The following is a 26,879-nucleotide window of genomic DNA, read 5'->3' on the forward strand; positions in this document are numbered from 1 at the left end:
TCTCCTTACGGTAACAGGCTCTTGACGTCGATAGGCTTAGCTTCGTTCTCTGCTTCGCCCTTATCTTTGCCGTCGATTGCCATACCCGCCATCCGGTAGAAGTTATATTCCGGGTATTTGCCCGGACCGGAAATCAGCAGATCCTCTTTCTCGTACACCAGGTCCTGACGCTTATACTCACCCAGTTCGAAGTCCGGGGTCAGCTGAATCGCCGTGGTTGGGCACGCTTCTTCACACAGACCGCAGAAAATGCAGCGTGAGAAGTTGATGCGGAAGAACTCAGGATACCAGCGGCCATCTACCGTCTCTGCTTTCTGCAGAGAGATACAGCCCACCGGACACGCTACCGCACACAGGTTACAGGCAACGCAGCGCTCTGAACCGTCCGGATCGCGCGTCAGCACGATACGGCCACGGTAGCGCGGCGGCAGATATACCGGCTCTTCCGGGTACATCCGGGTTTCGCGTTTGGCAAACGCGTGCAGGCCGATCATCCAGATACTGCGTACCTGAGTGCCGAAACCTACCAATAATTCTTTTAAGGTCATGGTCTATAGCCCCTTATGGCTGCTGCCAGAGAATGACAGCCGCCGTTACCAGCAAGTTGATGAGCGTCAGCGGCAGGCACACTTTCCAGCCGAAGGACATTACCTGGTCATAACGCGGACGCGGTAACGCTGCGCGAATCAAAATGAACATCATCATGAAGAACGCGGTTTTCAGCGCGAACCAGATGAACGGCGGTAAGAACGGGCCATGCCAGCCACCAAAGAACAGCGTTACCATCAACGCGGAAATGGTGACAATACCGATGTACTCGCCCACGAAGAACAGACCGAATTTCATACCGGAATATTCGATGTGGTAACCGTCGGCCAGTTCCTGTTCGGCTTCTGGCTGGTCAAACGGGTGACGGTGACACACCGCCACGCCCGCGATAGCAAAGGTAATAAAACCAAAGAACTGCGGGATAACGTTCCAGATGTCAGCCTGGTTGTTGACGATGTCGGTCATGTTGAATGAACCGGCTTGCGCCACCACACCCATCAGGGAAAGCCCCAGGAATACTTCGTAGCTCAGCGTCTGCGCAGAAGCACGCATCGCACCCAGCAGGGAGTATTTGTTGTTACTGGACCAGCCCGCGAACAGCACCGCATACACGGCGAGGCCTGCCATCATCAGGAAGAACAGAATGCCAATGTTCAGGTCAGCCACCACCCAGGTCGGGCTGACAGGAACAATCGCGAACGCCAGCAGCAGCGAGGTAAAGGCGATCATCGGTGCCAGAGTAAAGATCACGCGGTCCGAGAAGCGCGGGATCCAGTCCTCTTTAAAGAACATCTTGATCATGTCCGCTACCAGCTGGAGTGAACCACCCCAGCCCACGCGGTTCGGTCCGTAACGGTTCTGGAACAGACCGAGCAGACGACGTTCACCAAAGCTCATGAACGCGCCACAGGTGACGACCACCAGCAGGATAACTATCGCTTTCAGAATGCTCAGCAGGATGTCGATAAGATCCGGCGTTAACCAACTCATGCTTTTGCCTCCTGCAGATTATCAAGACGCGCACCCGCCAGTACCGGCGCGATGCCAGGCATACCCATCGGCAAACCCACCTGCCCTGCTGTCAGCCTTTCAGAGATAATCAGCGGCAAGCTGATTGTCTGGCCATCATAGCTAAAGGCGATGTTCGCACCCGCGTTAACGCCAAGCTTCGCGGCATCTGCCGGGTTAAGCTTGATGTACGGCTGCGGCATGCGGCTCTGGAATACCGGAGAACGCTGGGACAATTCGTCACTACCGAACAGATGGTAGTACGGCGCAATACGCCAGTTCCCTTCCTGCGCATGGAAGCTCGCCGGCACGGTGGTGAAGAAGTCCAGACCGGTGTCGGAAGCTTCAATCAGACGCACGCCCGGGTCACCGTGGCGCAGAGAGCCGCCCACTTCAGCCTGGAATTTGTTCCATGCCTGCGGGGAGTTCCAGCCTGGTGCCCATGCGAACGGAACCTGAGAGCGCGGTGCAGACGGCTGGTTGTTCCCTTCCATTGAGAAGGCAAACATCGTGTCTTTATCCTGCGGCTGACGAGGTTCGTGAACGCTGATGTTGGCACGCATCGCGGTACGACCGCTGTAACGGTGCGGTTCACGCGCCAGTTTCTGGCCACGAATACGGAAGCTTGCGTCAGGAGCCGCATCTTTGATGCCAGCCAGCTGAGGCAGTTTTTCCACGACCGCGTCGATAACATGGTCGAGCTGCGTCCAGTCCACTTCACGGCTCTGAACGGTGCTGTGCAGAGAGTGCAGCCAGCGCCAGCTTTCCAGCATTATGGTGTTGCTGTCGTAGTACGCCGGGTCATACACCTGGAAGAAACGCTGTGCGCGGCCTTCGTTGTTGATAACCGTACCGTCGCTTTCCGCGAAGCTTGCCGCAGAGAGCACCAGGTGCGCTTTGTCCATGATCGCGGTGCGCTGATGGTCAATAACCATCACCAGCGGCGCTTTGGAGAGCGCTGCGTCAACGCGTGCGGCAGAAGCATGGCGATGCAGGTCGTTTTCCAGCACCACAACGGCGTCAGCGGCACCGGATTCCAGTTCGCTTAACGCAGCTTCCAGAGAGCCACCGCCAATCATTCCCAGACCGATGCTGTTCACCGCACGGGCAATCATGGTCACGCCAACGTCTGCACCACGGCCTTTCAGCGCTTTAGCCACGTTCGCGGCAGCCTGAATGATCTCCGCGCTACCGGCGTTAGTCCCGGAAACAATCAGGGGTTTCTTCGCACCCGCCAGGGCCTGAACAATCACATCAACCTTGTTCTGCAGGTCGCGATCGAGACCTTCAACGGCCGGAGAATTGCTGTCCAGCGCATGAGCAATCGCAAAGCCAAGACGGGCCTGATCTTCAACCGGCGCGCAATAGGTCCACGCCGCGATATCGTCCAGACGCGTGTTGTCGACGTTGGTCACAAACAGAGGATGCTTCGCACGCTGACCGATGTTGAGGATTGCCGCAATCTGCCAGTCAGCCACTTTCTGAGCCGCCGCCATTTCACGTGCTTTACCTTTGACCGCCTGACGAACCGCCAGGGCAGCGCGAGCGCCGGTCTGCGTCAAATCTTCACCCAGCACCAGAACCGCATCATAAGATTCAATTTCACGCAGCGCTGGGGTATGAATACCGCCTTCACGCAGCACTTTCAGTACCAGCTGCAGACGTTCCTGCTCGCCCTGAGCGATACCGGTGTAGAAGTTTTCCGCCCCAACCAGCTCACGCAGCGCAAAGTTACTTTCGATGCTGGCGCGCGGGGAGCCGATACCGATCACTTTCTTCGACTGGCGCAGAATATCTGCCGCGCCCTGCATCGCCTGTTCAGCGTTCAGGGTGATGAAGTCATCACCACGGCGTTGAACGGGCTGACGTGGACGGTCTTTCAGGTTCACGTAGCCGTAGCCGAAACGACCGCGGTCGCACAGGAAGTAATGGTTAACGGTACCGTTATAACGGTTTTCAATACGACGCAGTTCGCCATAGCGCTCACCCGGGCTGGTGTTACAGCCCAGCGAACACTGCTGGCAGATGCTTGGTGCAAACTGCATGTCCCACTTACGGTTGTAACGCTCGGAGTGCGTTTTATCGGTGAAGACGCCGGTTGGACAAATCTCGACCAGGTTACCGGAGAATTCGCTTTCCAGCGTACCGTCTTCCGGACGACCGAAGTAGACGTTGTCATGCGCGCCATACACGCCCAGATCTTGTCCGTCTGCGTAATCTTTGTAGTAACGCACGCAGCGGTAGCAGGCGATGCAGCGGTTCATTTCGTGAGAGATGAACGGCCCCAGGTCCTGATTGCGGTGGGTACGTTTGGTAAAGCGATAGCGACGGAAGCTGTGACCGGTCATTACGGTCATATCCTGAAGGTGGCAGTTACCGCCCTCTTCACAGACCGGGCAATCGTGCGGGTGGTTGGTCATCAACCATTCCACAACGCTTTCACGGAACTGTTTGGCTTCTTCGTCATCAATCGAAATAAAAGTGCCTTCGGTGGCTGGCGTCATACAGGACATCACCAGGCGACCACGCGTGTCTTCCGCGTTTTGATATTGCTTCACCGCACACTGGCGGCAAGCACCGACGCTGCCCAGCGCCGGATGCCAGCAAAAATACGGAATATCAAGGCCGAGCGACAGACAAGCTTCCAGCAGGTTGTCCGCCCCGTTGACCTCATACTCTTTGCCGTCTACATGAATCGTAGCCATTAGCATGCTTCCAGTTGGCTCAGTCGTAACTGAGCGTTAATCAAAATTCTGTTTTACCAGCGCGCTTTCAGCAGGTTCGGCTGAATCCCATTGATTGCATGGGTATTGCTGAACGGCTGCTTGATGCCTGCTTCGAATTCGTCGCGGAAATATTTAATCGCGCTCTGCAGTGGCTCAACGGCGCCTGGTGCGTGGGCACAGAAGGTTTTCCCTGGCCCCAGGAATCGACACAGTTGCTCAAGTGTCTCGATATCGCCAGGCTGGCCTTCGCCACGTTCGATAGCACGCAGGATCTTCACGCTCCACGGCAGACCATCACGGCACGGTGTACACCAGCCGCAGGACTCGCGGGCAAAGAACTCTTCGAGGTTACGCACCAGCGATACCATGCCGATCTCGTGGTCTACGGCCATCGCCAGCGCCGTACCCAGACGGCTGCCTGCTTTACCAATGCTTTCGAATTCCATCGGCAGATCAAGATGGGCCTCGGTCAGGAAGTCGGTCCCTGCACCGCCTGGCTGCCAGGCTTTGAATTTCAGGCCATCACGCATGCCGCCAGCGTAGTCTTCAAGAATTTCACGTGCGGTGGTGCCAAACGGCAGTTCCCAGACGCCAGGGTTCTTCACGCGACCGGAGAAGCCCATCAGCTTGGTACCGGCATCTTTACTGTTCGAGATGCCCTGATACCACTCCACGCCATTGGCGAGGATTGCCGGGACGTTACACAGGGTTTCGACGTTGTTTACACAGGTCGGTTTACCCCAGACGCCAGAGCTTGCCGGGAACGGTGGCTTGGAACGTGGGTTCGCACGGCGGCCTTCAAGGGAGTTAATCAGTGCGGTCTCTTCACCACAGATATAACGCCCTGCCCCGGTGTGCACGAACAGCTCGAAGTCAAAACCGGTGCCAAGGATGTTTTTACCCAACAGGCCCGCTTCAGTGGCTTCGGCAATCGCGCGACGCAGGTTTTCAGCCGCTTCGATGTATTCACCGCGCAGGAAGATGTAACCCCGGTACGCTTTCAGCGCGAACGCGGAGATCAGCATGCCTTCCACCAGCAGGTGCGGCAGCTGTTCCATCAGCAGGCGGTCTTTATAGGTGCCCGGCTCCATTTCATCAGCGTTACACAGCAGGTAACGGATGTTCATGGATTCGTCTTTTGGCATCAGGCTCCACTTCAGACCGGTGGAAAAGCCTGCGCCGCCGCGCCCTTTCAGGCCAGCGTCTTTGACCGCACTGACGATGTCGTCCGGTGCCATGCCGCCCAGGGCTTTACGCGCACCGGCATAGCCGTTTTTGCTCTGGTATTCGTCGAGCCATACCGGCTGTTTGTCATCACGCAGACGCCAGGTCAGTGGATGAGTTTCAGCAGTACGAATTACAGTTTTCATTTGTACTGCTCCAGCAGGTCAGGAATGGCTTCCGGCGTAAGATAACTGTGAGTATCCTCATCAATCATCATGGTCGGCCCCTTGTCGCAGTTCCCCAGGCAGCAGGTTGGCAGCAGCGTAAAGCGGCCATCGAACGTGGTCTGGCCTGGCTTGATATTGAGCTTTTTCTCAATCGCTGCCTGAATGCCCTGATAACCGGTAATGTGACAAACCACGCTGTCACAGTAGCGGATCACATGGCGACCCACCGGCTGACGGAAGATCTGGCTGTAGAACGTGGCTACGCCTTCTACGTCACTTGCCGGAATGCCCAGCACTTTTGCGATCTCATAGATCGCCCCATCCGGCACCCAACCACGCTGTTTCTGTACGATTTTCAGCGCTTCAATGGACGCCGCACGCGGGTCTTCGTAGTGGTGCATCTCGTGCTCAATGGCGGCACGTTCTGCTTCACTCAGCTCAAAAGCCTCGGTTTGTGGTTGTTGATTCTCGTGCATAATTAGCGGTCCACATCTGACATAACAAAATCGATACTACCCAGATACACAATCAGGTCGGAGACCAGACTGCCGCGGATGGCGGACGGGATCTGCTGCAGGTGCGCAAAGCTTGGTGTACGCACGCGGGTACGGTAGCTCATGGTGCTGCCGTCACTGGTCAGGTAGTAACTGTTAATACCCTTGGTCGCTTCAATCATCTGGAAGGATTCTTGCGCCGGCATGACCGGACCCCAGGAAACCTGCAGGAAGTGGGTGATCAGGGTTTCGATATGTTGCAGCGTGCGCTCTTTCGGCGGCGGCGTCGTCAGCGGGTGATCCGCCTTGAACGGGCCTTCCGGCATGTTGTTGAGGCACTGCTCAAGGATGCGCAGACTCTGGCGCAACTCTTCAACTTTCAGCATCACGCGGGTGTAGCAGTCGGAAACACCGCCGCCAACCGGGACTTCGAAGTCGAAGTTCTCATAGCCAGAGTAAGGACGGGCTTTACGCACGTCGAAATCAATACCGGTTGCGCGCAGACCCGCACCTGTCGTACCCCACTCCAGCGCTTCTTTCGCACCGTAGGCTGCAACGCCCTGGGAACGGCCTTTCAGGATGGTGTTACGCAGTGCGGCTTTCTCGTAAGAAGCCAGACGTTTTGGCATCCAGTCGAGGAATTCACGCAGCAGGCGCTCCCAGCCGCGCGGCAGATCGTGTGCCACACCGCCGATACGGAACCAGGCCGGGTGCATACGGAAACCGGTGATGGCTTCTACCAGATCGTAGATTTTCTGACGATCGGTAAAGGCAAAGAAGACCGGGGTCATCGCGCCAACGTCCTGAATGAACGTGGAGATATACAGCAGGTGGCTGTTGATACGGAACAGTTCGGAGAGCATCACGCGGATGACGTTAACGCGATCCGGTACGGTGATACCTGCCAGTTTCTCAACGGCCAGCACGTAAGGCATTTCGTTTACGCAACCGCCGAGGTACTCGATACGGTCGGTATACGGAATGTAGCTGTGCCAGGACTGACGCTCGCCCATCTTCTCAGCACCACGGTGGTGGTAACCGATGTCCGGTACGCAGTCGACAATCTCTTCGCCATCAAGCTGAAGAATAATACGGAAAGCACCGTGCGCAGAGGGGTGGTTTGGACCGAGGTTGAGGAACATGAAGTCCTCGTTTTCCGTCCCGCGTTTCATGCCCCAGTCTTCCGGCTTGAAGGTCAGCGCTTCCATCTCCAGATCCTGTTTGGCTTTCGTCAGCTCAAACGGGTCGAATTCAGTCGCACGTGCCGGATAGTCTTTACGCAGCGGGTGGCCGGTCCACGTCTGCGGCATCATGATGCGCGTCAGATGCGGGTGGCCGTCGAAGGTCATCCCGAACATTTCCCAGGTTTCACGCTCATACCAGTTAGCGTTCGGGAAAAGTTTAGTGATCGTCGGCAGATGCATGTCGTTTTCAGACAATGCCACCTTGAGCATGATATCCGTATTACGGTCTATTGAGATCAGGTGGTAGAAAACGGAAAAATCCGCAGCAGGGAGACCCTGGCGGTGCGTACGCAGACGTTCATCCATGCCGTGTAAGTCAAACAGCATGACGTAAGGTTTTGGCAATTTCTTGAGGAAATCGACCACTTCCAGTAATTGCTCACGCTTCACCCAAACAACGGGTACCCCGGTGCGGGTCGCCTGAACAGTAAAGGCATCCGGCCCAAAACGGTTGCGCAGTTCGCCAATGACAGGGTCATCCAGATGATCCCGTGTTTGCCAGGCGGCTTCTTGCGCGGTTAAGTCGGTCATATTGTTCACCATTGCAAATGGTCCGTGGTGACTGTAGGGCGTGGCTTCGCGCTATTTGAGTAGTGATATGCGAAGGTTTACTCCATGCCCACAGGCGCAAATTAAATTTCGTCAGGCGTACGCAGATTGGTTACTGCAATACGTTCGCCGCGTTTACGCTCGCGCTCAGACTGCATGTTGGCGCGGTAAACACCCTGATCGCCAACCACCCAGGAGAGCGGACGACGTTCTTTACCGATAGACTCCTGCAGCAGCATCAGCGCCTGCATGTAAGCTTCCGGACGCGGCGGACAACCCGGGATGTAAACATCCACTGGAATAAACTTATCTACGCCCTGTACGACGGAATAAATGTCGTACATACCGCCAGAGTTTGCACATGCGCCCATGGAAATAACCCATTTTGGCTCCAGCATCTGGTCATACAGACGCTGAATAACAGGTGCCATCTTGGTAAAGCATGTACCTGCCACCACCATCAGGTCAGCCTGACGTGGGGAAGCACGCAGTACCTCTGCCCCAAAACGCGCAACGTCATGCACCGCAGTGAATGACGTCACCATTTCAACGTAGCAGCAAGAAAGGCCAAAGTTGTAAGGCCAGATGGAGTTCTTACGACCCCAGTTGACCATATCGTGCATGGCATGCTCGAGTTTGCCCATGTACACGCTTTTATTGACTTCTTGCTCCAGGGGGTCGGTTACGATCTCCTGTTTTTGCAGGGGGTAACGGTCATTCTCACCGTTAGGATCTATGCGGGTGAGCGTATAATCCATCTTATTGCCTCGCTGTTACTGCTGACGATTAGAGATACTGTTTTCCGGGTTGATGTGTTCACGACGTGAACGCGCAGGCGTCCAGTCAAGCGCGCCAATACGCACCAGATAAACCAGACCGGCCAGTAACACTAAAATGAAAATTGCGGCCTCGACAAAGCCCACCCAACCACTTTCGCGGATGGAAGTTGACCATGCGAAAAGGTAAAGCGCTTCCACGTCAAAGATGACGAAGAACATGGCTACCAGATAGAACTTGGCAGACAGGCGTAAGCGAGCGGAACCTACTGAATCAATACCTGATTCGAAAGGTGTGTTCTTGTGCCTTGCACGGGCGCGACCGCCCAGGAACCAGCCGCCGACTAACATCAGGCAGCACAGGCCAATGGCTACAATAAGAAAGATTGCGAATGCCCAGTGATGAGCGATGACTTCTGTGGATGTTGACATACTCATTGCTTACTCATCAAAAGTGATACCTACGACACTGCTCTTGCTGGCAGATGGGCATCACATCGATTCATGGGGAGGAACGAAAAACCTTACACTAACTGTCAGAAATGAGACGTAGACAGCAAAATGATGGGGTTTTTTACTCCTTTCTATAACCTTTTGTCAACTTTAACAAAGGTTTCTTCACATTAAATTACATCGAGCGATTCTCATTAACATTTGGTGCCCTTTAACCCTGGTGGGTACCTGAGTTTACGTCAAATGCATGTTGTTGAATCGTGTCCGTTTTGGAAGTAAAAAAAATAACCCTCCTATTTTGACAGGATTTGCCAACGATTCCTCCCCCCAAAGAGGAGTATTTTCTTGATCTGAGACACGCTTTTGTTAATTCACCCAAAAAACCAGCAACATATTTCCTGTTTTATTAACATTGAGGCGAGCTGGAGGGAGACTGAACGGGAAATGCACAACATTTGAACAAAAGCATTTATCTTACTGATAAATAGCGACTATCCTGAAAATCCACGCGGTGATCACGGGTATTACTGCCAAAAAAAAGCCACTGCAGGCGAAAATCGCGTGAGTGGCTTTTTTTTACATTTACAAATTGTTACCAGAATTTTGAGCTGTCGATCACTCAAAGTCCCCTTCAACGATCAGGGAATCATCCCCCCCTTCGGAGGTAACATGTTCGAACTGCCATGGATTATGGTAGTTTTCCATCGCCTCGAACACGACTTTCGCCAGTTCGTTATTGCTGGACGTATTGTGGCAGAGCAGATACTCCGTATCAGGCAAAGCAGGAAGACCATCTGATTTACCCAGTACGCGCAGATCCGGGCTCATCATTTCGACCGGACGGGCCGTTACCCCAAGCCCCGCTTTCACGGCAGCACGTACCGCTGGCAATGTGGAAGCCACATAAGCCAGACGCCATGGAATATTGGCCTCATTGAGCGCCGCCAGCACCATATCGCGGAACGGACTCGGATCATCCAGTAATACCAATGGAATTGGCTCACCTTTTTGCAGCACATATTCAGCGGCACAATACCAATGCGTCGGAGACGTGCGCAACGTCAGGCAATTAAATTGCCCTGGACGGTGCGTGGTCACCACCAGATCGACCTTATTCTCATTTAGCATCTCAATCATAAAAGCATTTCGTTTTACGCTAACGTCCAGCGCAAGCTTCGGATAAACCGAACTAATTCGATTGAGAAGAAATGGCAATATTGTGTCTGCTGACTCATCAGACGCACCTAACGTTAGCACCCCTTGCAGGTTGCTATACATTAATGACATACATGCTTCGTCATTAAAGCGAAGTATTTTCCTGGCATAACCCAGAAGCTGAATACCGTGTTCCGTTAAGAGCTTATTACGCCCGTGACGGGCAAAGAGCTCTTTACCAACCAGTTGTTCCAGCCGTTGCATTTGCTGGCTAACGGCGGACTGGGTTCGGCAAACGGCGGCAGCAGCAGCTGCAAAAGTGTTGAGATCGGCGACCGCAACAAACGTTCTCAGCAGATCGAGGTCGAGATTCATTATCGGACGATTTGCATTTATCATATCTTTTCACTTTCAGGTTGCTCGTGCGGAGCTGCCCGGGTTGAAGCTGTGTGTGTAACAGTTAAGCAATTCCCTCTGAAGGTTTTCCCTCGCATCCCGGCCCGGCAGACTGCCTGACAGATAGTTATTGTGCTGTTTTAATATCAACAGTCAGAAAGCACGTTTCATGACGTTATTTTTATTCTCTTAAACGTTCAGGATATTTAGATGTTTGCAGGTTTATGTAAATTCCATTAAGGGTGATACACCCTTTCTGCCATCTTTCTCGCAGCGCTGTCAACGTAGCAGGAGATGTTTAACCCATTCCGGCCAGAGATAACTCTAACAATAACAATCAATTAATTCAGAAAACCTGTTCCACAAATACAAAACATATGTATCTGTGCCCAGCTTTCCTGAAAGACATCTTAACCCAAATCCACTTTATTTATAAGTCTTATTGCAATATTGCGGATTTATGAGGGTTGTTAAGCTTCTCAACTAATTTTATTAAAATTAACTAAAGTTGCATTTTGTTGGTTAATAATAAATAAATTTTAATTTAGATTAAGGCCATTCATTAATAACACTTAACATTAATTTCACATGAGTAACTTTTAGCCAATGCACACTATTACAATGCCACGTAACGAAGCATTCAGGTTTTACGAAAGGTCACTCAGCGTAACTGCCACGCAGGTTGCGGATATTATTTATTTTTATCAGCACAATATACAACATTTATATTATTTAACAGCACAATAAACCTACTTTCACACCATTAACCTTACTTTACGTCAGTTAAATTGTTCGCTAATAGCGAAAAAGATTCACTCCATTTTCATTCACTCCACAAAATCTTCTCCTGCCCGCCCTTCAAAACGAAGCGAGGGGGGAGTACATTATTCCGTGCTGACTTCCACGGCAGGGAGTGGCAACAATCGCGAAAAGGTTAAAGGTTCATGTCCCCTATCGAAAAATCCAGCAAGCTAGATAACGTCTGTTACGACATCCGTGGCCCGGTTCTGAAAGAGGCTAAACGCCTTGAAGAAGAAGGCAATAAGGTTCTGAAACTCAACATTGGTAACCCTGCGCCATTTGGTTTTGAAGCGCCGGATGAAATTCTGGTTGATGTGATCCGCAACCTGCCTACTGCGCAAGGCTATTGCGATTCAAAAGGACTTTACTCCGCACGAAAAGCCATCATGCAGCACTACCAGGCGCGCGATATGCGTGATGTTACCGTTGAAGATATCTATATCGGCAACGGCGTCTCTGAGCTGATCGTGCAGGCCATGCAAGCGCTGCTGAACAGCGGCGACGAAATGCTGGTTCCCGCGCCGGATTATCCGCTGTGGACGGCGGCCGTATCCCTGTCCAGCGGTAAAGCCGTGCACTATCTTTGCGATGAGTCCTCTGACTGGTTCCCGGATCTCGATGATATTCGTGCGAAAATTACCCCACGCACGCGCGGCATCGTCATTATTAACCCGAACAACCCAACGGGCGCGGTCTACTCAAAAGAGCTGCTGATGGAGATCGTGGAGATCGCCCGCCAGCACAACCTGATCATCTTTGCCGACGAAATTTACGACAAGATCCTGTATGACGCGGCGCAGCACCACTCTATCGCCGCACTGGCTCCGGACCTGCTGACCGTGACCTTTAATGGCCTGTCTAAAACCTACCGTGTGGCCGGTTTCCGTCAGGGCTGGATGGTCTTAAACGGCCCGAAAAAACATGCGAAAGGCTATATTGAAGGGCTGGAAATGCTCGCCTCTATGCGTTTATGTGCCAACGTGCCGGCGCAGCATGCTATCCAGACCGCACTCGGCGGCTATCAGAGCATCAGCGAGTTTATCGTGCCGGGCGGTCGTTTATATGAGCAGCGTAACCGTGCGTGGGAGCTTATCAACGATATTCCAGGCGTCTCCTGCGTGAAGCCGAACGGCGCGCTCTACATGTTCCCGAAAATCGACGCGAAACGCTTTAATATTCATGACGACCAGAAGATGGTGCTCGATTTCCTGCTGCAGGAAAAAGTGCTGCTGGTTCAGGGTACCGCCTTTAACTGGCCGTGGCCGGATCACGTGCGTATCGTTACCCTGCCGCGTGAAGATGACCTCGAGATGGCCATCAGCCGCTTTGGACGTTTCCTCTCAGGTTACCACCAGTAATCTTAAAATCAGGCTACTTCGGTAGCCTGATTTGCATCTTGCCTCCCCTCCCCGCACAATGAAGTCTGTCGCAGTGAAGACAAAAGGTAACCTATGAGTCAGAGTCATTTCTTTGCCCACCTCTCCCGCCTTAAACTGATCAACCGCTGGCCGCTGATGCGCAATGTCCGCACCGAGAATGTGTCGGAGCACAGTCTGCAGGTTGCGATGGTCGCTCACGCTCTGGCTGCCATTAAAAACCGTAAATTCAATGGGCAGGTTAACGCTGAACGTATTGCCCTGCTGGCGATGTATCACGATGCCTCGGAAGTGCTGACCGGGGATTTACCGACACCCGTGAAATATTTCAACTCGCAGATAGCCCAGGAATATAAGGCCATTGAGAAGATTGCTCAGCAGAAACTGATCGACATGGTGCCGGACGAGCTGCGCGATATTTTTGAGCCGCTGATTGATGAGCATCAGTACACGGAAGAGGAAAAATTACTGGTTAAGCAGGCGGATGCGCTATGCGCTTACCTGAAATGTCTGGAAGAGCTGTCCGCGGGGAATAACGAATTTCTGCTGGCGAAAACGCGTCTGGAAAAAACGCTGGAATCACGCCGCAGCGAAGAGATGGATTATTTCATGCAGGTGTTTGTGCCGAGCTTCCATTTGTCGCTGGACGAGATCAGTCAGGACTCCCCTCTCTGACGGTATGCCGGGTCGCGACGTCGCCACCCGGCTTCAGGGTTTAAAACGGGAACAGCACGGGAATCAGTATCACGCACACCACCATCACCAGCACGGTGAAGGGCACGCCTATCTTCACAAAATCACTGAATTTGTAATTTCCCGGGCCAAGCACCAGCGTATTGACCGGTGACGAGACCGGAGTCATAAACGCTGCAGATGCCGCCATAGCGACGATCATGGCAAACGGGTACGGCGAAACCCCCATTGATTTCGCCATCGCCAGTGCAATGGGTGCCATCAGGACGGCCGTGGCCGTATTGGAGATAAACAGGCCTATCGTGGCGCACATGATAAACAGGCAGACCAGCATCATGTAAGGCCCGTATCCACCGCCTGCGTCCATGAGTCCCTTGACGATCAAATCCACCCCACCGGTTTTTTGTAACGCCAGGGCAAAGGGCATCATCCCGACAATCAGAATGATGCTCGGCCAGTGAATGGCTTTGTAGGCACTTTCGGCATCAATACAGCGGAATTTCCCCATCAGAAGACAGGCGATAATAGCCGCAATAGGGTTTGGAATTTCGTCAGTCAGCATCAGTGCGACCATCAACACCAGGCAAAAAATCGCATGCGGTGCCTGGCTGTGCGCCGGCGATGCATCGCTCTCTTCAACCGGCATATTAAGTACCACAAAGTCGCGGCCTTTCTGCCCGAGCTGACCGATCAGTTTCCAGTTGCCGACGACCAGGAAGATATCACCGAGCAGGATGGGCTCATCCACTACCGCCCCTTCCGTCGCCACGCCATCACGCTTTAAACCCACCACATTCAGCCCATAGCGGGTCCTGAAGCCGATTTCGCGCACGGTTTTACCCAGTAATTCTGATTCCGGGATCAGCGACACTTCGGCCATGCCGACATCCAGCGCCTGGTCTGAGAAATACTCCCCACGTAGCACCATGGGTTCCAGCAACTGTTCACTGCAAAACTCGCGCAAATCAACATCGGCGGTGGACATATCAATCAGCAAAACGTCGCGTGCACGGAATTCCGACACCCCGTTGACGTTAACGATAACCCGCCGAAAACGACGCCAGCGCTCTACACCGATCACGTTCGCGCCATAGCGCTCGCGCAGCTTCAGGTCGTCAAGACGCTGGCCAATGAGGGGCGAGCCGGGGCGGATAGCCAGACGGCGCGCCCGCCCGGTCAGACGGTACTCTTTGATCAGATCGCGGAAGGTCCGTCGTTTCCAGCCGTCTTTGCTTTTATCCTGTTTTTCCCCCTTCAGGGCAAAACGGGTTAACAGCATGTAGACAACGCCCAGCACCAGAATCACCAGTCCAAGTGGGGTCACGCTGAAAAAGCTAAAGCCTTCAAACCCTTCGCGGATTAGCTCACTGTTGACGACCAGGTTCGGCGGGGTCGCCACCAGCGTCATCATCCCGCTGATAAGACCGGCAAAGCTCAGTGGCATCATCAGGCGCGACGGCGAGGTTTGCATCCGCATGGAGACGCTCAGCACCACCGGGATAAAGATGGCGACGACGCCCGTGGAGCTCATAAACGCCCCCAGCCCGGCAACCGTCAGCATCAGGTAGATCAACATTTTGGTTTCGCTGTTGCCGGCCACCTTGACCAGCCACGACCCCATAATGGTCGCCACGCCGGTGCGCACCAGCCCGTCGCCAATAATAAACAGGGCGGCAATCAGGATAACGTTGGGATCACTAAATCCGGAGAAAGCTTCCGGCAGCGTGAGCGTACCGCTCAGCACAAAGGCAACGATGACAAACAAGGCGATGGCATCCATGCGCACCTTGCCTGAGGCAAAGAGAAGGATGGCGATTAAAAGCAGGCTCAGGACCCAAATCAGTTCACCGTTCACAACATATCCTTGTCAGTGGAGGAGACAAAATTTTGCCATAAAAAAGCCCCAACAATGTGGGGCTATATCATGGGATTACATTTTAAGCGAGACGGTTACAACTCCGTCCGGTGCCTTCGCAACGTTAATGGCCGTCAGCGTGTTAAGCACCAGATCCGCTTCGTTCAGGCGGGGTGAACCCGCCGGAACGTTAACGGCGATGACGTGGCTTCCGGCGTTCAACCCCGCCAGGACGCCTGCTGCCGCATCCTCCACCACCACGCAATCGGCTGGTGCCAGGCCAAGCAGTTCGGCACCGAGTAAAAAGGCATCCGGTTCAGGCTTGCCGCGCTTCACGCGCTCTGCCGTGATAAACACTTCGGGCGTCGGTAACCCTGCGGCCTTGTGGCGAGCATGGGCAACGGGCACCGAGCCGGAGGTGACGATCGCCCACGGGATTTGGGCTTCGTTCAGATGTTCAAGCAGTTCATGCGCCCCCGGCAGCGCTGTGATGCCATCCGTGTCGGTGGCTTCAATGTGCTCAAGATAGCTGAACTCCGCCTGAATCTCTTCCTCAGAACGTCCTGCTAAGAAGTGCCGCAATGAGGTTATGGCCTGTTTGCCATGGATAAAATTCAGTACTTCCTGATGGTCAATGCCATGTCTGTCCGCCCAATGGCACCATGAACGCTCCACAACCGGCAGCGAATCCACCAGCGTACCGTCCAAATCAAACAGAAAACCTCTACACTGCACAAGCACCTCCGTCAGGCATTAATAATTTGTTGAATCTCATTGTTACTTAAATGGTACTGGCGCGGGCAGGCGTGCCAGACGCTCAGCATGCGCTGATATTTTTCCCACATTGGGGTCTGCGCATTGAAGCCGTGTGTGCCCGCGTCAAAATGGGTATAGCGCCCTTCCGTGTTCACCATAAAACGCACATAGCTCAGATAACGCGCTTCCGTTGCGGCATCAAAGCCCAGGAAGGTGACGCGACGTTCGTCAATGGACTGCTGATCTTTGAGATTGGTCCAGGAAACATGCAGGGCGTGATACATCTCCATAATGTCGATCACGGTGCGGCAGGTTTCTTCTTTCATCTCACCAAACTCGCGGTCCAGTTCACGCATCTGTAAACCGAAGCCACGTTCGACGATTGTCTGCAGGCGGCTGTAGCGCTCAGCGTTATCGGGATCAAGCATAGTCATCATTTTGTACTGGTTGGACAAAATCAGACGTTGAGCATGGGTCATTTCCATCTTTCGGCTCCTGTAGCGCATTGCACTGTAAAAAAAAAGACACGGTAACGGTGAGTTACTGTGCCTTCTTTTATTCGTCGTTTCGATGATCAATCACAAGTCATCGAGGAATGTTTTGTCGAGTTGCTTAAAAGCGCGCTTGAGCGTGTCAGCCAGCGCCTGGTAATCGGGCTTGCCTTCGACCGGGGCAAGCGCCTGCCCGGCTTCCTCCAGTTTCCCGCGAACTTCATAAAACCAGTGTAAAATAGAAGGCGGGAGTGGCGTGATAGAACGTTTACCTAACCACCACAGACCCTGCATCGGCAGACTTAACGCGAAAAGTGCCGTCGCAACGGCCGGGCCAAGCTGCCCGCCCAGCGCGATTTGCCAGCAGAGCGTAAAGATGGCGACAGGTGGCATAAAGCGAATCGCATAGCGCGTGGCGCGGATCGTGCGGTTCTCAATAAACATGGGCGCAAGGCGCTTTTCCATTGGCCACGTCTTTGCGTAATGCTGTCCCCGACGAAACAGACTGAAAAAATTCACGGACGGGTTCTCTGGTGTCGACATGGCTGTACCTCAACTTCACATATAAAAATTAAAATTTTCGTGCAAAACCACAACAGGCTATGACAACGTTCAAAATATTTTGTCATCAGCACCCCGTATCGGGTATTCTGTGCCAGCCTGATAGGCCCTTAGACGAGAACCATTAACTCGTCAAATTATCGCATATTATGCCATTGGCTGAAAAATGTTCAAAATGGCATAAAATCATATGTATTTCTTCCATCATGCCACAATGTTCGTTTGGCATGATGTTAATCATAAATGTCTGAGTCATTATGCGTTACGCTTTTAGACTCCCTGACGTTTTTTTAGCCACGTATCAATAATAGGTACTTCCATGTCGAGTAAGTTAGTACTGGTTCTGAACTGCGGTAGCTCCTCACTGAAATTCGCCATCATCGATGCGCTCAACGGTGACGAATACCTCTCTGGTTTGGCCGAATGTTTCCATCTGCCTGAAGCACGTATCAAGTGGAAGATGGACGGCAGCAAACAGGAAGCGGCTTTAGGTGCAGGCGCCGCTCACAGTGAAGCGCTGAACTTTATCGTTAACACTATTCTGGCACAAAAACCAGAACTGTCTGCTCAGCTGACTGCGATTGGTCACCGTATCGTCCACGGCGGCGAAAAATACACCCGTTCCGTCGTTATCGACGAAACGGTTATCCAGGGCATTAAAGACTCTGCCTCTTTCGCACCGCTGCACAACCCAGCTCACCTGATCGGTATCGCTGAAGCGCTGAAATCCTTCCCGCAGCTGAAAGACAAAAACGTGGCTGTGTTCGACACTGCGTTCCACCAGACCATGCCGGAAGAATCTTACCTCTATGCCCTGCCGTACAGCCTGTACAAAGAGCACGGCGTTCGTCGCTACGGCGCGCACGGCACCAGCCACTTCTATGTGACTCAGGAAGCCGCTAAAGTGCTGAACAAGCCGGTTGAAGAAGTTAACATCATCACCTGCCACCTGGGCAACGGTGGTTCTGTTTCTGCTATCCGCAACGGTAAATGTGTTGATACATCCATGGGTCTGACCCCGCTGGAAGGTCTGGTGATGGGTACCCGTTCCGGTGACATCGACCCGGCGATCATCTTCCACCTGCACGACACCCTGGGCATGAGCGTTGATCAGATCAACAAAATGCTGACCAAAGAGTCTGGCCTGCTGGGTCTGACCGAAGTCACTAGCGACTGCCGTTATGTTGAAGACAACTACGCAGAAAAAGCAGACGCTAAACGTGCAATGGACGTTTACTGCCACCGTCTGGCGAAGTACATCGGCTCTTACACTGCGCTGATGGACGGTCGTCTGGACGCGGTTATCTTCACCGGTGGTATCGGTGAGAACGCGGCAATGGTTCGTGAACTGTCCCTGGGTAAACTGGGCGTTCTGGGCTTCGAAGTTGACCACGAGCGTAACCTGGCTGCCCGCTTCGGCAAGTCTGGCTTCATCAACAAAGAAGGCACCCGTCCGGCTATCGTTATCCCAACTAACGAAGAGCTGGTCATCGCGCAAGACGCGCACCGCCTGACTGCCTGATTCCACACCGCCAGCAATGCTGGCGGTGCTGTTTTGTAGCCCGCCCCCTGTCGGCGGTAACGAAAGAGGATAAACCGTGTCCCGTACTATTATGCTGATCCCTACCGGAACCAGCGTCGGTCTGACCAGCGTCAGCCTTGGCGTTATCCGTGCTATGGAACGCAAAGGCGTTCGTCTGAGCGTCTTTAAGCCTATCGCCCAGCCTCGTGCCGGTGGCGATGCGCCAGACCAGACCACCACCATCGTGCGTAAGAACTCCAATCTGCCAGCGGCTGAACCGCTGAAGATGAGCCACGTTGAATCTCTGCTGTCCAGCAACCAGAAAGACGTGCTGATGGAAGAGATCATCGCCAACTACCACGCTAACACGCAAGATGCGGAAGTGGTGCTGGTTGAAGGCCTGGTCCCGACCCGCAAACACCAGTTCGCTCAGTCTCTGAACTTCGAAATCGCGAAAACGCTGAATGCGGAAATCGTGTTCGTCATGTCCCAGGGTACCGATAACCAGGAACAGCTGAAAGAGCGTATCGAACTGACCCGCAGCAGCTTCGGCGGCGCGAAAAATACCAACATCACTGGCGTTATCGTTAACAAACTGAACGCACCGGTTGATGAACAAGGTCGTACCCGTCCTGACCTGTCCGAAATCTTCGATGACTCTTCTAAAGCGAAAGTGGTTAAAGTTGATCCGGCAACTCTGCAGGATTCCAGCCCGCTGCCAGTACTGGGCGTGGTGCCATGGAGCTTCGACCTGATTGCTACCCGTGCAATCGACATGGCGCGTCACCTGAACGCTACCGTGATTAACGAAGGCGACATCAACACCCGCCGCGTGAAGTCTGTGACCTTCTGTGCGCGTAGCATTCCGCACATGCTGGAACACTTCCGCGCAGGCTCTCTGCTCGTGACCTCCGCTGACCGTCCTGACGTGCTGGTTGCTGCGTGCCTGGCCGCGATGAACGGTGTGGAAATCGGTGCCATTCTGCTGACCGGTGCTTACGAGATGGATCCACGCGTAAGCAAGCTGTGCGAGCGTGCGTTCGCCACTGGCCTGCCAGTCTTTATGGTGAACACCAACACCTGGCAGACCTCTCTGAGCCTGCAGAGCTTCAACCTGGAAGTGCCGGTTGATGACCATGAGCGTATCGAGAAAGTGCAGGAATACGTTGCGGGCTACATCAACGCAGACTGGATTGAATCCCTGACGGCGACCTCCGAGCGTAGCCGTCGTCTGTCTCCTCCGGCCTTCCGTTACCAGCTGACCGAGCTGGCGCGTAAAGCGGGCAAACGTGTTGTTCTGCCAGAAGGCGACGAACCACGTACCGTTAAAGCGGCTGCCATCTGTGCAGAGCGCGGCATCGCGACCTGTGTGCTGCTGGGTAACCCGGATGAAATTAACCGCGTTGCTGCCTCTCAGGGCGTTGAGCTGGGTGCAGGCATTGAAATCGTCGACCCGGAAGTGGTTCGCGAAAGCTATGTTGCGCGCCTGGTTGAGCTGCGTAAGAGCAAGGGCATGACCGAAGCCGTTGCGCGTGAGCAGCTTGAAGACAACGTTGTGCTGGGCACGCTGATGCTGGAGCAGGACGAAGTTGACGGTCTGGTTTCCGGTGCGGTTCACACCACGGCGAACACCATCCGTCCACCGCTGCAGCTGATCAAAACGGCGCCAGGCAGTTCTCTGGTGTCTTCCGTGTTCTTCATGCTGCTGCCTGAACAGGTTTACGTTTACGGTGACTGTGCGATCAACCCGGATCCAACTGCAGAGCAGCTGGCTGAGATCGCTATTCAGTCTGCCGATTCCGCGATTGCCTTCGGTATTGAACCTCGCGTGGCAATGCTCTCCTACTCCACCGGTACTTCTGGTGCAGGTAGCGATGTAGAGAAAGTCCGTGAAGCGACGCGTCTGGCACAGGAAAAACGTCCTGATCTGATGATCGACGGTCCGCTGCAGTATGATGCCGCGGTTATGGCTGACGTTGCGAAATCCAAAGCACCGAACTCACCGGTTGCGGGTCGCGCTACCGTGTTCATCTTCCCGGATCTGAACACCGGTAACACCACCTACAAAGCGGTACAGCGTTCTGCAGACCTGATCTCCATCGGGCCAATGCTGCAGGGTATGCGCAAACCTGTGAACGACCTGTCCCGTGGCGCGCTGGTTGACGATATCGTCTACACCATCGCTCTGACCGCGATCCAGTCTTCACAACAGCAGTAATACGTTACTGACTAAAAAGGCGACCCTCGGGTCGCCTTTTTTATTTACAACAACTCCCTCGCCGCCGACACAATGTCGTGTGCCGTCAGGCCATACTCCTTCTGCAGGAAGTCCTGTGTCCCCACCTGGCCGTAACGCTCCTTCACGCCCACCCGACGCATCGGCACCGGACAGGTTTCCACCAGCACTTCCGCCACTGCCGATCCCAGCCCGTTATGAATGCTGTGGTTTTCGCAGGTCACGATACGTCCGGTTTTCTCGGCGTAGTTTTTCACCAGCATCCGGTCAATCGGCTTAAGGGTAAACATGTCGATCACCGCGGCGCTGACGCCCTCCTGTTCGAGCTGACGCGCCGCTTCAAGCGCTTCCGCCACCATAATGCCGTTGGCAATCAGGGTGATGTCACTGCCTTCGCGCAGTACGTTGCCCTTGCCAAGCGTAAATGTCGAACCCGGCGCATACACGCTCGGGGCCTGCTTACGGATGGTACGCACCCAGTAGAAACCTTCGAGGTCAATAAGCTGGCGCAGTACATCTTCAAACATCACCGCATCCGTTACCTCCAGCACCACCGAATGGGCAAGCCCCCGCACGATGCCCATATCTTCAAACGACATATGCGTGCCGCCGTTATGACAGGCCGTCACGCCGGCATCTGAGGCAATGACCTTCACATTGTTACGCTGGTAGTCCAGGGACATAAACAGCTGGTCGAAACAGCGACGGCTGGCGAAGGCGGTAAAGGTATGCACGAACGGCTTGCGTCCGGTCAGCGACAGCCCCGCCGCCGTCCCCATAACGTTAGCTTCCATGATGCCGCAGTTAATCACATGCTGCGGATAATCACGCGCCACGCCATCCATCGCCATTGAGCTCATCAGATCCGCCTCGAGGGCGATAATGTCGCTCCCGGCTTCAATCTGCTGTGCCACAAACCCCGCGTAGACTTTACGCATCTCAACGGCGTCTTTCTGACCTGCAGGTGCAACCTTAATCATGTGAAGCCTCCAGTTGGCGAATCGTCTCGTTGAGGGCCGCCTTGCTCTCGGCGGTTAATCGCAGATGGTGCGAGTTACTCAGTTGCTCCAGATACGGCACGCCCTGCCCTTTGATACTGTCGAGGATCACCAACAGCGGGCGAGCATCCGCCGCCGGAACCAGCGATGTCACCTCCAGCAGTGCCGGAATGTCATCTCCTTTCACCGTCACCACGTCAAACCCGAAGGCACGGAATTTTCCTTCCAGATCGAACGCACAGATAATGTCGTCGAGTTCGCCATCAAGCTGCTGTTTGTTCCAGTCAACGAATACGGTCAGGTTATTCAGGCGATGGTGTGCAATAAACTGGAACGCTTCCCAGCACTGCCCTTCGTTCAGCTCGCCGTCGCCGACGATACAGAAAACCCGGTTGGGTCGTCCCGCCAGCTTATGCGACAGCGCCATTCCACCGGCGATGGAAATCCCCTGCCCCAGCGAGCCGGTGGTGGCATCCACCCCGCGCGTTTTTAGCCGGTCCGGATGGCTCGGCAGACGCGTACCGTTCTGGTTCAGCGTGCTCAGTTCTTCCATCGGGAAGTAGCCTTTGATCGCCAGGGTGCTGTACAGCGCGGGACCAGCATGTCCTTTTGACAAGACAAAGTAGTCACGCTCTGGCCAGTCCGGGTCGGCCGGGTCAATTTTCATCACTGCGCCGTACAACACGGCCAGGGTTTCAACAACCGACATACTGCCGCCGTAGTGACCAAAGCCCAGCTGGGTCAGCATTTTCAGCGTTTCAAGGCGGATCTGACGCGCCAGATGGGTTATCTCATTCTCATTCATGATTTGGCTCCGGTGTTTTCCTGCGCGTTATCGCCCGCAGATTTATTTTTAGCGAACACGTTGTACGCCACCAGCAGTGCGAACAACGCCACAACAAGGCCGGTGATGGCAAGCGGCGACAGGAAGCGCGCCAGGTTACCCAGCACGATCCCGACAGCGCCAAAGTCAGCGTCCGAGAACGTGGTATTGGCAAATCCAATTGCCCCCAGCACCGGCAGCAGCAGAACCGGCAGGAAGGTGATCAGCAGGCCGTTGGCAAACGCACCAATCATCGCTCCACGACGTCCCCCGGTGGCGTTACCAAACACGCCCGCGGTAGCGCCGGTGAAGAAGTGCGGCACCACACCAGGCAGAATCAGCACCCAGCTGAACTGCCCACAGATAAACAGACCCACCAGCCCGCCAAGGAAGCTGAACAGGAAGCCAATCAGCACCGCATTTGGCGCATACGGATAGACAACCGGGCAGTCCAGAGCCGGACGTGCATTCGGCACCAGTTTTTCAGAAAAGCCGGTAAAGGCCGGGACGATTTCCGCCAGAATCAGGCGCACACCCTGCAGGATGATGAACACCCCCGCGGCGAACGTGATGGCCATGATGATGGCATAGACCAGGTAGTTCTGACCGCCGCTAAAGGTCGCCTCAACGTAGTCACGCCCGGCGCTCACCGCCATGATCAGGTAGATGATCATCATGGTCAGCGAGATGGAGATAGAGCTGTCGCGCAGGAAGCTCAGGTTCTTCGGCAGGTTCATCTCTTCAGTCGAGCGAGAGCCTTTGCCGAACTTGCTGCCAATCCAGCCGGAGAGAACATAGCCCAGGGTACCGAAGTGACCAAAAGCGATGTCATCGTTGCCGGTAATGCGCTTCATGTAACGCTGCGCCAGCGCCGGGAAGAAGGCCATTACCAGACCGAGGATCAGCGACCCGGTAAAGACCAGACCAACGCCCTCAAAGCCCGCCACGGTGAGGATGACCCCAATCATGCATGCCATGTAGAAGGTGTGATGCCCGGTCAGGAAGATATACTTCAGACGCGTAAAGCGGGCGACAATGATATTTGCCACCATACCGAATGCCATAATCAGCGCGGTAGAGGCACCGTATTTCTCCAGCGCAATGGAAACAATTGCCTCGTTATTGGGAATAATGCCCTGAATATTAAAGGCGTGTTCAAACATTCCGCCTAACGGATTTAATGACCCAACCAGCACCGTGGCCCCGCCGCCAAGTACAATAAAACCGAGTATGGTTTTAATGGTCCCTTTCACCACATCAGAAAAAGATTTCTTTTGAGCGACCAGGCCAATTAAGGCTATTAAGCCCACCAGCACCGACGGGACTTTTAATATATCAACAACGAAATTCAGCGTTTCAAGGATAAACATATCCACCTCGCCTTATCAGGATTATTGTCTGTCGAACCAGGCGCGGAGCTGCGCTTCGAGTTCGTTGATATCAATGATGTTGTTGATCACCACCAGCTGGCTTTCCGGCACGCTGGCACTGGCGGCAATGTCCTTCGCCATCACGAAAAGATCGGCGGCACCCGGCGTTGCCGAGGAGAGATCGGAGTGTTCAACGTCGGCGTCAATGGCCAGCTTCTTGAGCACCTTTTTAATATTCATTTCGACCATAAAACTACTGCCCAGGCCTGAACCGCAAATAGCCATAATTTTCATTGTTGTCCCCTTTTTTTGAGTAGAGCACGCCCCATCACGCTAAACGTAATGTTGTGATAAATCGGATGAGAGAATTAAATCAGAAGCGGTCAATAATCGTTTTAATGTCCTCCAGGGTATTCGCCTGATGCAATTCAGCCATATCGTCGTCGCTGGAAAATAATTCAGCGAGGGCAGAGATCATGTCGATGTGACTGTGTTTATCCGGCGCCGCGAGCATAATAATAACATCCACGGGATCGAACTCGCCGGCACCAAAAGAGACTCCCTTTTTCAGTTTTAATAATGAGAGGCCTAATCCTTTGGCCCCCTCTTCCGGCCGCGCATGCGGCATGGCCAGCCCTGGTGCCAGCACATAATAAGGTCCTAATGCATGATGCTGCTCAATGATGGCCGTCACGTATTCCGGGCCAATCACCTGCAGATTCAGCAACGGTTTCGCGCATATTTCCAGCGCCTGCGGCCAGCTTTCCACGCTCTCCTGCAGCGTGATGGTTGTATCATATATCCACTTTTTCAGCATTTCTCCGTCCCGCCACAATGCAAAAGATGAGCAAACTTTATTCAACACATCCCTTATTGACTGCGATCGGGATCACAAAGATAGCGCTACCAATCGCTAACATTCAGAAGTGTGATAGCGCTATCAAATTGTAATCATGGTGTGAATTCACAGCAAAAAAAGGGATTTAAGGCGTATACTGCGTTTCACGTGAAACGAAGGATGATAATAAAAACGCGTCTGGTCAGCAGGAAGGTGTATGTCTCTAACCCGAAAACGGCGCAGTACCGGTAAAGTGACACTCGCCGATGTCGCACAGCTTGCCGGGGTGGGCACGATGACCGTGTCCCGTGCACTCCGCACGCCTGAACAGGTTTCCGATAAACTGCGAGAAAAAATAGAAGCCGCTGTACAGGAATTGGGTTACATGCCTAATCTCGCTGCCAGCGCGCTGGCCTCGGCATCGTCATGGACGATTGCGATGGTCGTTCCTAATCTCTCCGAATCCGGTTGCTCGGAGATGTTCGCCGGGCTTCAGCAGGTACTGCAGCCTGCCGGATACCAGATCATGCTGGCCGAATCACAGCATCGACTCGAGCAGGAAGAAAAATTGCTGGAGACGCTGCTGGCGTCGAACATTGCCGCTGCGATTTTGCTCAGCGTTGAACACTCCGATACTGTCCGCCACTGGCTGAAAAACGCCTCCATTCCGGTCATGGAAATGGGGGCCATGCGCGCCGATCCTATCGATATGAATATCGGGATTGATAACGTCGCGGCGATGTACGAACTGACGGAGATGGTTATTAAGCGTGGCTACCAGAATATTGGCCTGCTGTGCGCTAACCAGGAGCAGTGGATTTTCCAGCAGCATTTACAGGGCTGGTACAAAGCGATGCTTCGCCACCATATGTCACCAAACCGGGTGATTAACGCCGCCATGCCACCGAGTTTTTCCACGGGTGCGGCGCAACTGCCGGAGTTCCTGCTGGCGTGGCCGGAGCTGGATGCACTGGTGTGCGTGTCGGATGAACTGGCCTGCGGGGCACTTTATGAATGCCAGCGTCGGCGTATAAAAGTACCGGACGATCTGGCCGTGGTAGGTTTTGGCGATAGCGACGTCAGCCGGGTCTGTCAGCCACCGCTGACGACCATGGCTGTGCCACATCGTAAGATTGGGATTGAAGCGGGACGCGCGTTACTGGAACGTCTGAATGATGGAGACTGGCGCGATCATAAACCTATCGCGTCCAGCCTGTGTCTGCGGGAGAGCTGTTGAGGCTTACTCCGCCTCTTCCTCTTTTTCCGCTTTCGTGGATTCGTTTTTAGCGTTGCGGGTCATCCACAGCGCCAGCGCTTTTAACGAATCCGGGGTGAACTCGTCGCAACGCGCGGTAATTTCTTCCGGCGTCATCCAGTTCACTTCGCTCACTTCTTCTTCCTGCAGGGCGAACGGGCCATGGGAAACGCAGCTAAACAGCCCGCCCCAGACGCGGCAATGCTCGTCCTCGAAATAGAACTGACCATGCTCGGCAAACGGCACGCCGGCAATCCCTAACTCTTCTTCCGCTTCACGACGCGCGGAGTCCAGCAGAACTTCATCCGCCTGAACAACGCCGCCTGCAGTTGCATCCAGCATACCAGGGAGAAAATCTTTGGTGTCCGTGCGGCGCTGAACCAGAATTTTGCCCATCCCGTCATGCACAACGATGTATGTCGCACGGTGACGCAGACGCTCCGCGCGCATTTGTTCGCGGCTGGCCTGCGCGATCACTTCATTCTCTTCGTTGACAATGTCAACCCACTCTGTACTTGCCAAATGACTCTGCTCCACCATCGGGAAACCTTCTCGTCTAAGCG

At 54.0% G+C, this 26,879-nt stretch carries 24 protein-coding genes; 5 read left to right on the top strand and 19 right to left on the bottom strand.

Going from position 1 to position 26,879, the window contains the following annotated elements; genetic code table 11:
• Nucleotides 1-5: 5 nt before the first annotated feature.
• From nuoI to lrhA, 9 genes are all read right to left on the bottom strand, one after another.
• Nucleotides 6-548 (bottom strand): NADH-quinone oxidoreductase subunit NuoI, encoded by a 543-nt coding sequence (gene nuoI, locus L462_RS11990; RefSeq protein ID WP_003861491.1) that lies wholly within the window; start codon nucleotides 546-548, stop codon nucleotides 6-8.
• 13 nt (nucleotides 549-561) lie between these two features.
• Nucleotides 562-1,539, bottom strand: coding sequence for an NADH-quinone oxidoreductase subunit NuoH (gene nuoH / locus L462_RS11985; protein ID WP_014170994.1), 978 nt, complete (start codon nucleotides 1,537-1,539; stop codon nucleotides 562-564).
• The gene (nuoG, locus tag L462_RS11980; protein WP_032678612.1) at nucleotides 1,536-4,262 is read right to left on the bottom strand and encodes an NADH-quinone oxidoreductase subunit NuoG; all 2,727 of its coding nucleotides are present in this window, start codon (nucleotides 4,260-4,262) and stop codon (nucleotides 1,536-1,538) included. The genes nuoH and nuoG overlap by 4 nt, the downstream gene beginning before the upstream one ends.
• Before the next feature lie 53 nt (nucleotides 4,263-4,315).
• Complete coding sequence (gene nuoF / locus L462_RS11975; RefSeq protein ID WP_014170996.1) at nucleotides 4,316-5,653, bottom strand: NADH-quinone oxidoreductase subunit NuoF; 1,338 nt, start codon at nucleotides 5,651-5,653, stop codon at nucleotides 4,316-4,318.
• Complete coding sequence (nuoE, locus tag L462_RS11970) at nucleotides 5,650-6,150, bottom strand: NADH-quinone oxidoreductase subunit NuoE (RefSeq protein WP_014170998.1); 501 nt, start codon at nucleotides 6,148-6,150, stop codon at nucleotides 5,650-5,652. The genes nuoF and nuoE overlap by 4 nt, the downstream gene beginning before the upstream one ends.
• A 2-nt stretch (nucleotides 6,151-6,152) precedes the next feature.
• Nucleotides 6,153-7,955: an NADH-quinone oxidoreductase subunit C/D gene (gene nuoC, locus L462_RS11965; protein WP_014170999.1), complete on the bottom strand. Its 1,803-nt coding sequence runs from the start codon at nucleotides 7,953-7,955 to the stop codon at nucleotides 6,153-6,155.
• Nucleotides 7,956-8,044: 89 nt separating this feature from the next.
• The gene (gene nuoB / locus L462_RS11960; protein WP_003861482.1) at nucleotides 8,045-8,719 is read right to left on the bottom strand and encodes an NADH-quinone oxidoreductase subunit NuoB; all 675 of its coding nucleotides are present in this window, start codon (nucleotides 8,717-8,719) and stop codon (nucleotides 8,045-8,047) included.
• Between the two features lie 15 nt (nucleotides 8,720-8,734).
• A complete protein-coding gene (gene nuoA, locus L462_RS11955) occupies nucleotides 8,735-9,175 on the bottom strand; it encodes an NADH-quinone oxidoreductase subunit NuoA (RefSeq protein WP_014171000.1) in 441 nt (146 codons plus the stop codon).
• Between the two features lie 630 nt (nucleotides 9,176-9,805).
• Complete coding sequence (lrhA, locus tag L462_RS11950) at nucleotides 9,806-10,744, bottom strand: transcriptional regulator LrhA (protein ID WP_025203584.1); 939 nt, start codon at nucleotides 10,742-10,744, stop codon at nucleotides 9,806-9,808.
• A gap of 941 nt (nucleotides 10,745-11,685) precedes the next feature.
• Between lrhA and alaA the strand changes: the two genes are divergently transcribed.
• Nucleotides 11,686-12,900, top strand: a complete 1,215-nt coding sequence (gene alaA, locus L462_RS11945; RefSeq protein WP_014171002.1) for an alanine transaminase AlaA — start codon at nucleotides 11,686-11,688, stop codon at nucleotides 12,898-12,900.
• Between the two features lie 93 nt (nucleotides 12,901-12,993).
• Complete coding sequence (gene yfbR, locus L462_RS11940; protein WP_014171003.1) at nucleotides 12,994-13,593, top strand: 5'-deoxynucleotidase; 600 nt, start codon at nucleotides 12,994-12,996, stop codon at nucleotides 13,591-13,593.
• Between the two features lie 40 nt (nucleotides 13,594-13,633).
• Here yfbR and L462_RS11935 read toward each other — a convergent pair whose 3' ends face one another.
• The 4 genes from L462_RS11935 to yfbV form a co-directional block, all read right to left on the bottom strand.
• Entirely contained in the window at nucleotides 13,634-15,466 is a 1,833-nt protein-coding gene (locus L462_RS11935; RefSeq protein WP_032678613.1) for an SLC13 family permease, read from the bottom strand.
• A 75-nt stretch (nucleotides 15,467-15,541) separates the two neighbouring features.
• Nucleotides 15,542-16,201: a sugar phosphatase gene (locus tag L462_RS11930; protein ID WP_025203583.1), complete on the bottom strand. Its 660-nt coding sequence runs from the start codon at nucleotides 16,199-16,201 to the stop codon at nucleotides 15,542-15,544.
• A gap of 11 nt (nucleotides 16,202-16,212) precedes the next feature.
• Nucleotides 16,213-16,707, bottom strand: a complete 495-nt coding sequence (locus L462_RS11925; protein WP_020883140.1) for a YfbU family protein — start codon at nucleotides 16,705-16,707, stop codon at nucleotides 16,213-16,215.
• Nucleotides 16,708-16,800: 93 nt separating this feature from the next.
• Nucleotides 16,801-17,256, bottom strand: a complete 456-nt coding sequence (gene yfbV / locus L462_RS11920) for a terminus macrodomain insulation protein YfbV (protein WP_008502875.1) — start codon at nucleotides 17,254-17,256, stop codon at nucleotides 16,801-16,803.
• A 337-nt stretch (nucleotides 17,257-17,593) separates the two neighbouring features.
• On the opposite strand from yfbV, the gene ackA reads away from it, so the two are divergent.
• Both ackA and pta read left to right on the top strand, forming a co-directional pair.
• Nucleotides 17,594-18,796, top strand: a complete 1,203-nt coding sequence (ackA, locus tag L462_RS11915) for an acetate kinase (protein ID WP_014171008.1) — start codon at nucleotides 17,594-17,596, stop codon at nucleotides 18,794-18,796.
• 76 nt (nucleotides 18,797-18,872) lie between these two features.
• Complete coding sequence (gene pta / locus L462_RS11910) at nucleotides 18,873-21,014, top strand: phosphate acetyltransferase (protein WP_014171009.1); 2,142 nt, start codon at nucleotides 18,873-18,875, stop codon at nucleotides 21,012-21,014.
• Between the two features lie 44 nt (nucleotides 21,015-21,058).
• Here pta and L462_RS11905 read toward each other — a convergent pair whose 3' ends face one another.
• The 5 genes from L462_RS11905 to L462_RS11885 all read right to left on the bottom strand — a co-directional run bounded on the left by L462_RS11905 (nucleotide 21,059) and on the right by L462_RS11885 (nucleotide 25,040).
• A complete protein-coding gene (locus tag L462_RS11905; protein WP_025203581.1) occupies nucleotides 21,059-22,012 on the bottom strand; it encodes a transketolase family protein in 954 nt (317 codons plus the stop codon).
• Nucleotides 22,005-22,835, bottom strand: a complete 831-nt coding sequence (locus L462_RS11900) for a transketolase (RefSeq protein WP_032678614.1) — start codon at nucleotides 22,833-22,835, stop codon at nucleotides 22,005-22,007. The genes L462_RS11905 and L462_RS11900 overlap by 8 nt, the downstream gene beginning before the upstream one ends.
• Nucleotides 22,832-24,223: a PTS ascorbate transporter subunit IIC gene (locus tag L462_RS11895; RefSeq protein ID WP_020883137.1), complete on the bottom strand. Its 1,392-nt coding sequence runs from the start codon at nucleotides 24,221-24,223 to the stop codon at nucleotides 22,832-22,834. The genes L462_RS11900 and L462_RS11895 overlap by 4 nt, the downstream gene beginning before the upstream one ends.
• Nucleotides 24,224-24,244: 21 nt before the next feature.
• Nucleotides 24,245-24,517: a PTS sugar transporter subunit IIB gene (locus tag L462_RS11890; RefSeq protein WP_014171013.1), complete on the bottom strand. Its 273-nt coding sequence runs from the start codon at nucleotides 24,515-24,517 to the stop codon at nucleotides 24,245-24,247.
• 79 nt (nucleotides 24,518-24,596) lie between these two features.
• Complete coding sequence (locus tag L462_RS11885) at nucleotides 24,597-25,040, bottom strand: PTS sugar transporter subunit IIA (protein WP_032678615.1); 444 nt, start codon at nucleotides 25,038-25,040, stop codon at nucleotides 24,597-24,599.
• Between the two features lie 238 nt (nucleotides 25,041-25,278).
• Between L462_RS11885 and L462_RS11880 the strand changes: the two genes are divergently transcribed.
• Nucleotides 25,279-26,298 carry a LacI family DNA-binding transcriptional regulator gene (locus L462_RS11880; protein ID WP_014171015.1) on the top strand — a complete coding sequence of 340 codons (1,020 nt, stop codon included), beginning with the start codon at nucleotides 25,279-25,281 and terminating at the stop codon, nucleotides 26,296-26,298.
• A 3-nt stretch (nucleotides 26,299-26,301) separates the two neighbouring features.
• On the opposite strand, the gene yfcD is transcribed toward L462_RS11880, so the two are convergent.
• Nucleotides 26,302-26,856, bottom strand: a complete 555-nt coding sequence (gene yfcD / locus L462_RS11875; protein WP_014171016.1) for an NUDIX hydrolase YfcD — start codon at nucleotides 26,854-26,856, stop codon at nucleotides 26,302-26,304.
• Nucleotides 26,857-26,879 lie beyond the last annotated feature (23 nt).

The sequence above is a fragment of the Enterobacter sp. BIDMC 26 genome (assembly GCF_000534435.1).
In the GTDB taxonomy this organism is placed as follows: Bacteria; Pseudomonadota; Gammaproteobacteria; order Enterobacterales; family Enterobacteriaceae; genus Enterobacter; species Enterobacter ludwigii.

Coding starts and splice junctions, on each gene's coding strand:
- nuoI (WP_003861491.1), bottom strand. CDS start 548: ATGACCTTAAAAGAATTATTGGTAGGTTTCGGCACTCAGGTACGCAGT.
- nuoF (WP_014170996.1), bottom strand. CDS start 5,653: ATGAAAACTGTAATTCGTACTGCTGAAACTCATCCACTGACCTGGCGT.
- nuoH (WP_014170994.1), bottom strand. CDS start 1,539: ATGAGTTGGTTAACGCCGGATCTTATCGACATCCTGCTGAGCATTCTG.
- L462_RS11885 (WP_032678615.1), bottom strand. CDS start 25,040: ATGCTGAAAAAGTGGATATATGATACAACCATCACGCTGCAGGAGAGC.
- nuoB (WP_003861482.1), bottom strand. CDS start 8,719: ATGGATTATACGCTCACCCGCATAGATCCTAACGGTGAGAATGACCGT.
- L462_RS11900 (WP_032678614.1), bottom strand. CDS start 22,835: ATGAATGAGAATGAGATAACCCATCTGGCGCGTCAGATCCGCCTTGAA.
- ackA (WP_014171008.1), top strand. CDS start 17,594: ATGTCGAGTAAGTTAGTACTGGTTCTGAACTGCGGTAGCTCCTCACTG.
- yfbR (WP_014171003.1), top strand. CDS start 12,994: ATGAGTCAGAGTCATTTCTTTGCCCACCTCTCCCGCCTTAAACTGATC.
- yfcD (WP_014171016.1), bottom strand. CDS start 26,856: ATGGTGGAGCAGAGTCATTTGGCAAGTACAGAGTGGGTTGACATTGTC.
- L462_RS11890 (WP_014171013.1), bottom strand. CDS start 24,517: ATGAAAATTATGGCTATTTGCGGTTCAGGCCTGGGCAGTAGTTTTATG.
- L462_RS11895 (WP_020883137.1), bottom strand. CDS start 24,223: ATGTTTATCCTTGAAACGCTGAATTTCGTTGTTGATATATTAAAAGTC.
- alaA (WP_014171002.1), top strand. CDS start 11,686: ATGTCCCCTATCGAAAAATCCAGCAAGCTAGATAACGTCTGTTACGAC.
- L462_RS11905 (WP_025203581.1), bottom strand. CDS start 22,012: ATGATTAAGGTTGCACCTGCAGGTCAGAAAGACGCCGTTGAGATGCGT.
- nuoC (WP_014170999.1), bottom strand. CDS start 7,955: ATGGTGAACAATATGACCGACTTAACCGCGCAAGAAGCCGCCTGGCAA.
- nuoG (WP_032678612.1), bottom strand. CDS start 4,262: ATGGCTACGATTCATGTAGACGGCAAAGAGTATGAGGTCAACGGGGCG.
- nuoE (WP_014170998.1), bottom strand. CDS start 6,150: ATGCACGAGAATCAACAACCACAAACCGAGGCTTTTGAGCTGAGTGAA.
- L462_RS11880 (WP_014171015.1), top strand. CDS start 25,279: ATGTCTCTAACCCGAAAACGGCGCAGTACCGGTAAAGTGACACTCGCC.
- nuoA (WP_014171000.1), bottom strand. CDS start 9,175: ATGAGTATGTCAACATCCACAGAAGTCATCGCTCATCACTGGGCATTC.
- lrhA (WP_025203584.1), bottom strand. CDS start 10,744: ATGATAAATGCAAATCGTCCGATAATGAATCTCGACCTCGATCTGCTG.
- L462_RS11925 (WP_020883140.1), bottom strand. CDS start 16,707: ATGGAAATGACCCATGCTCAACGTCTGATTTTGTCCAACCAGTACAAA.
- yfbV (WP_008502875.1), bottom strand. CDS start 17,256: ATGTCGACACCAGAGAACCCGTCCGTGAATTTTTTCAGTCTGTTTCGT.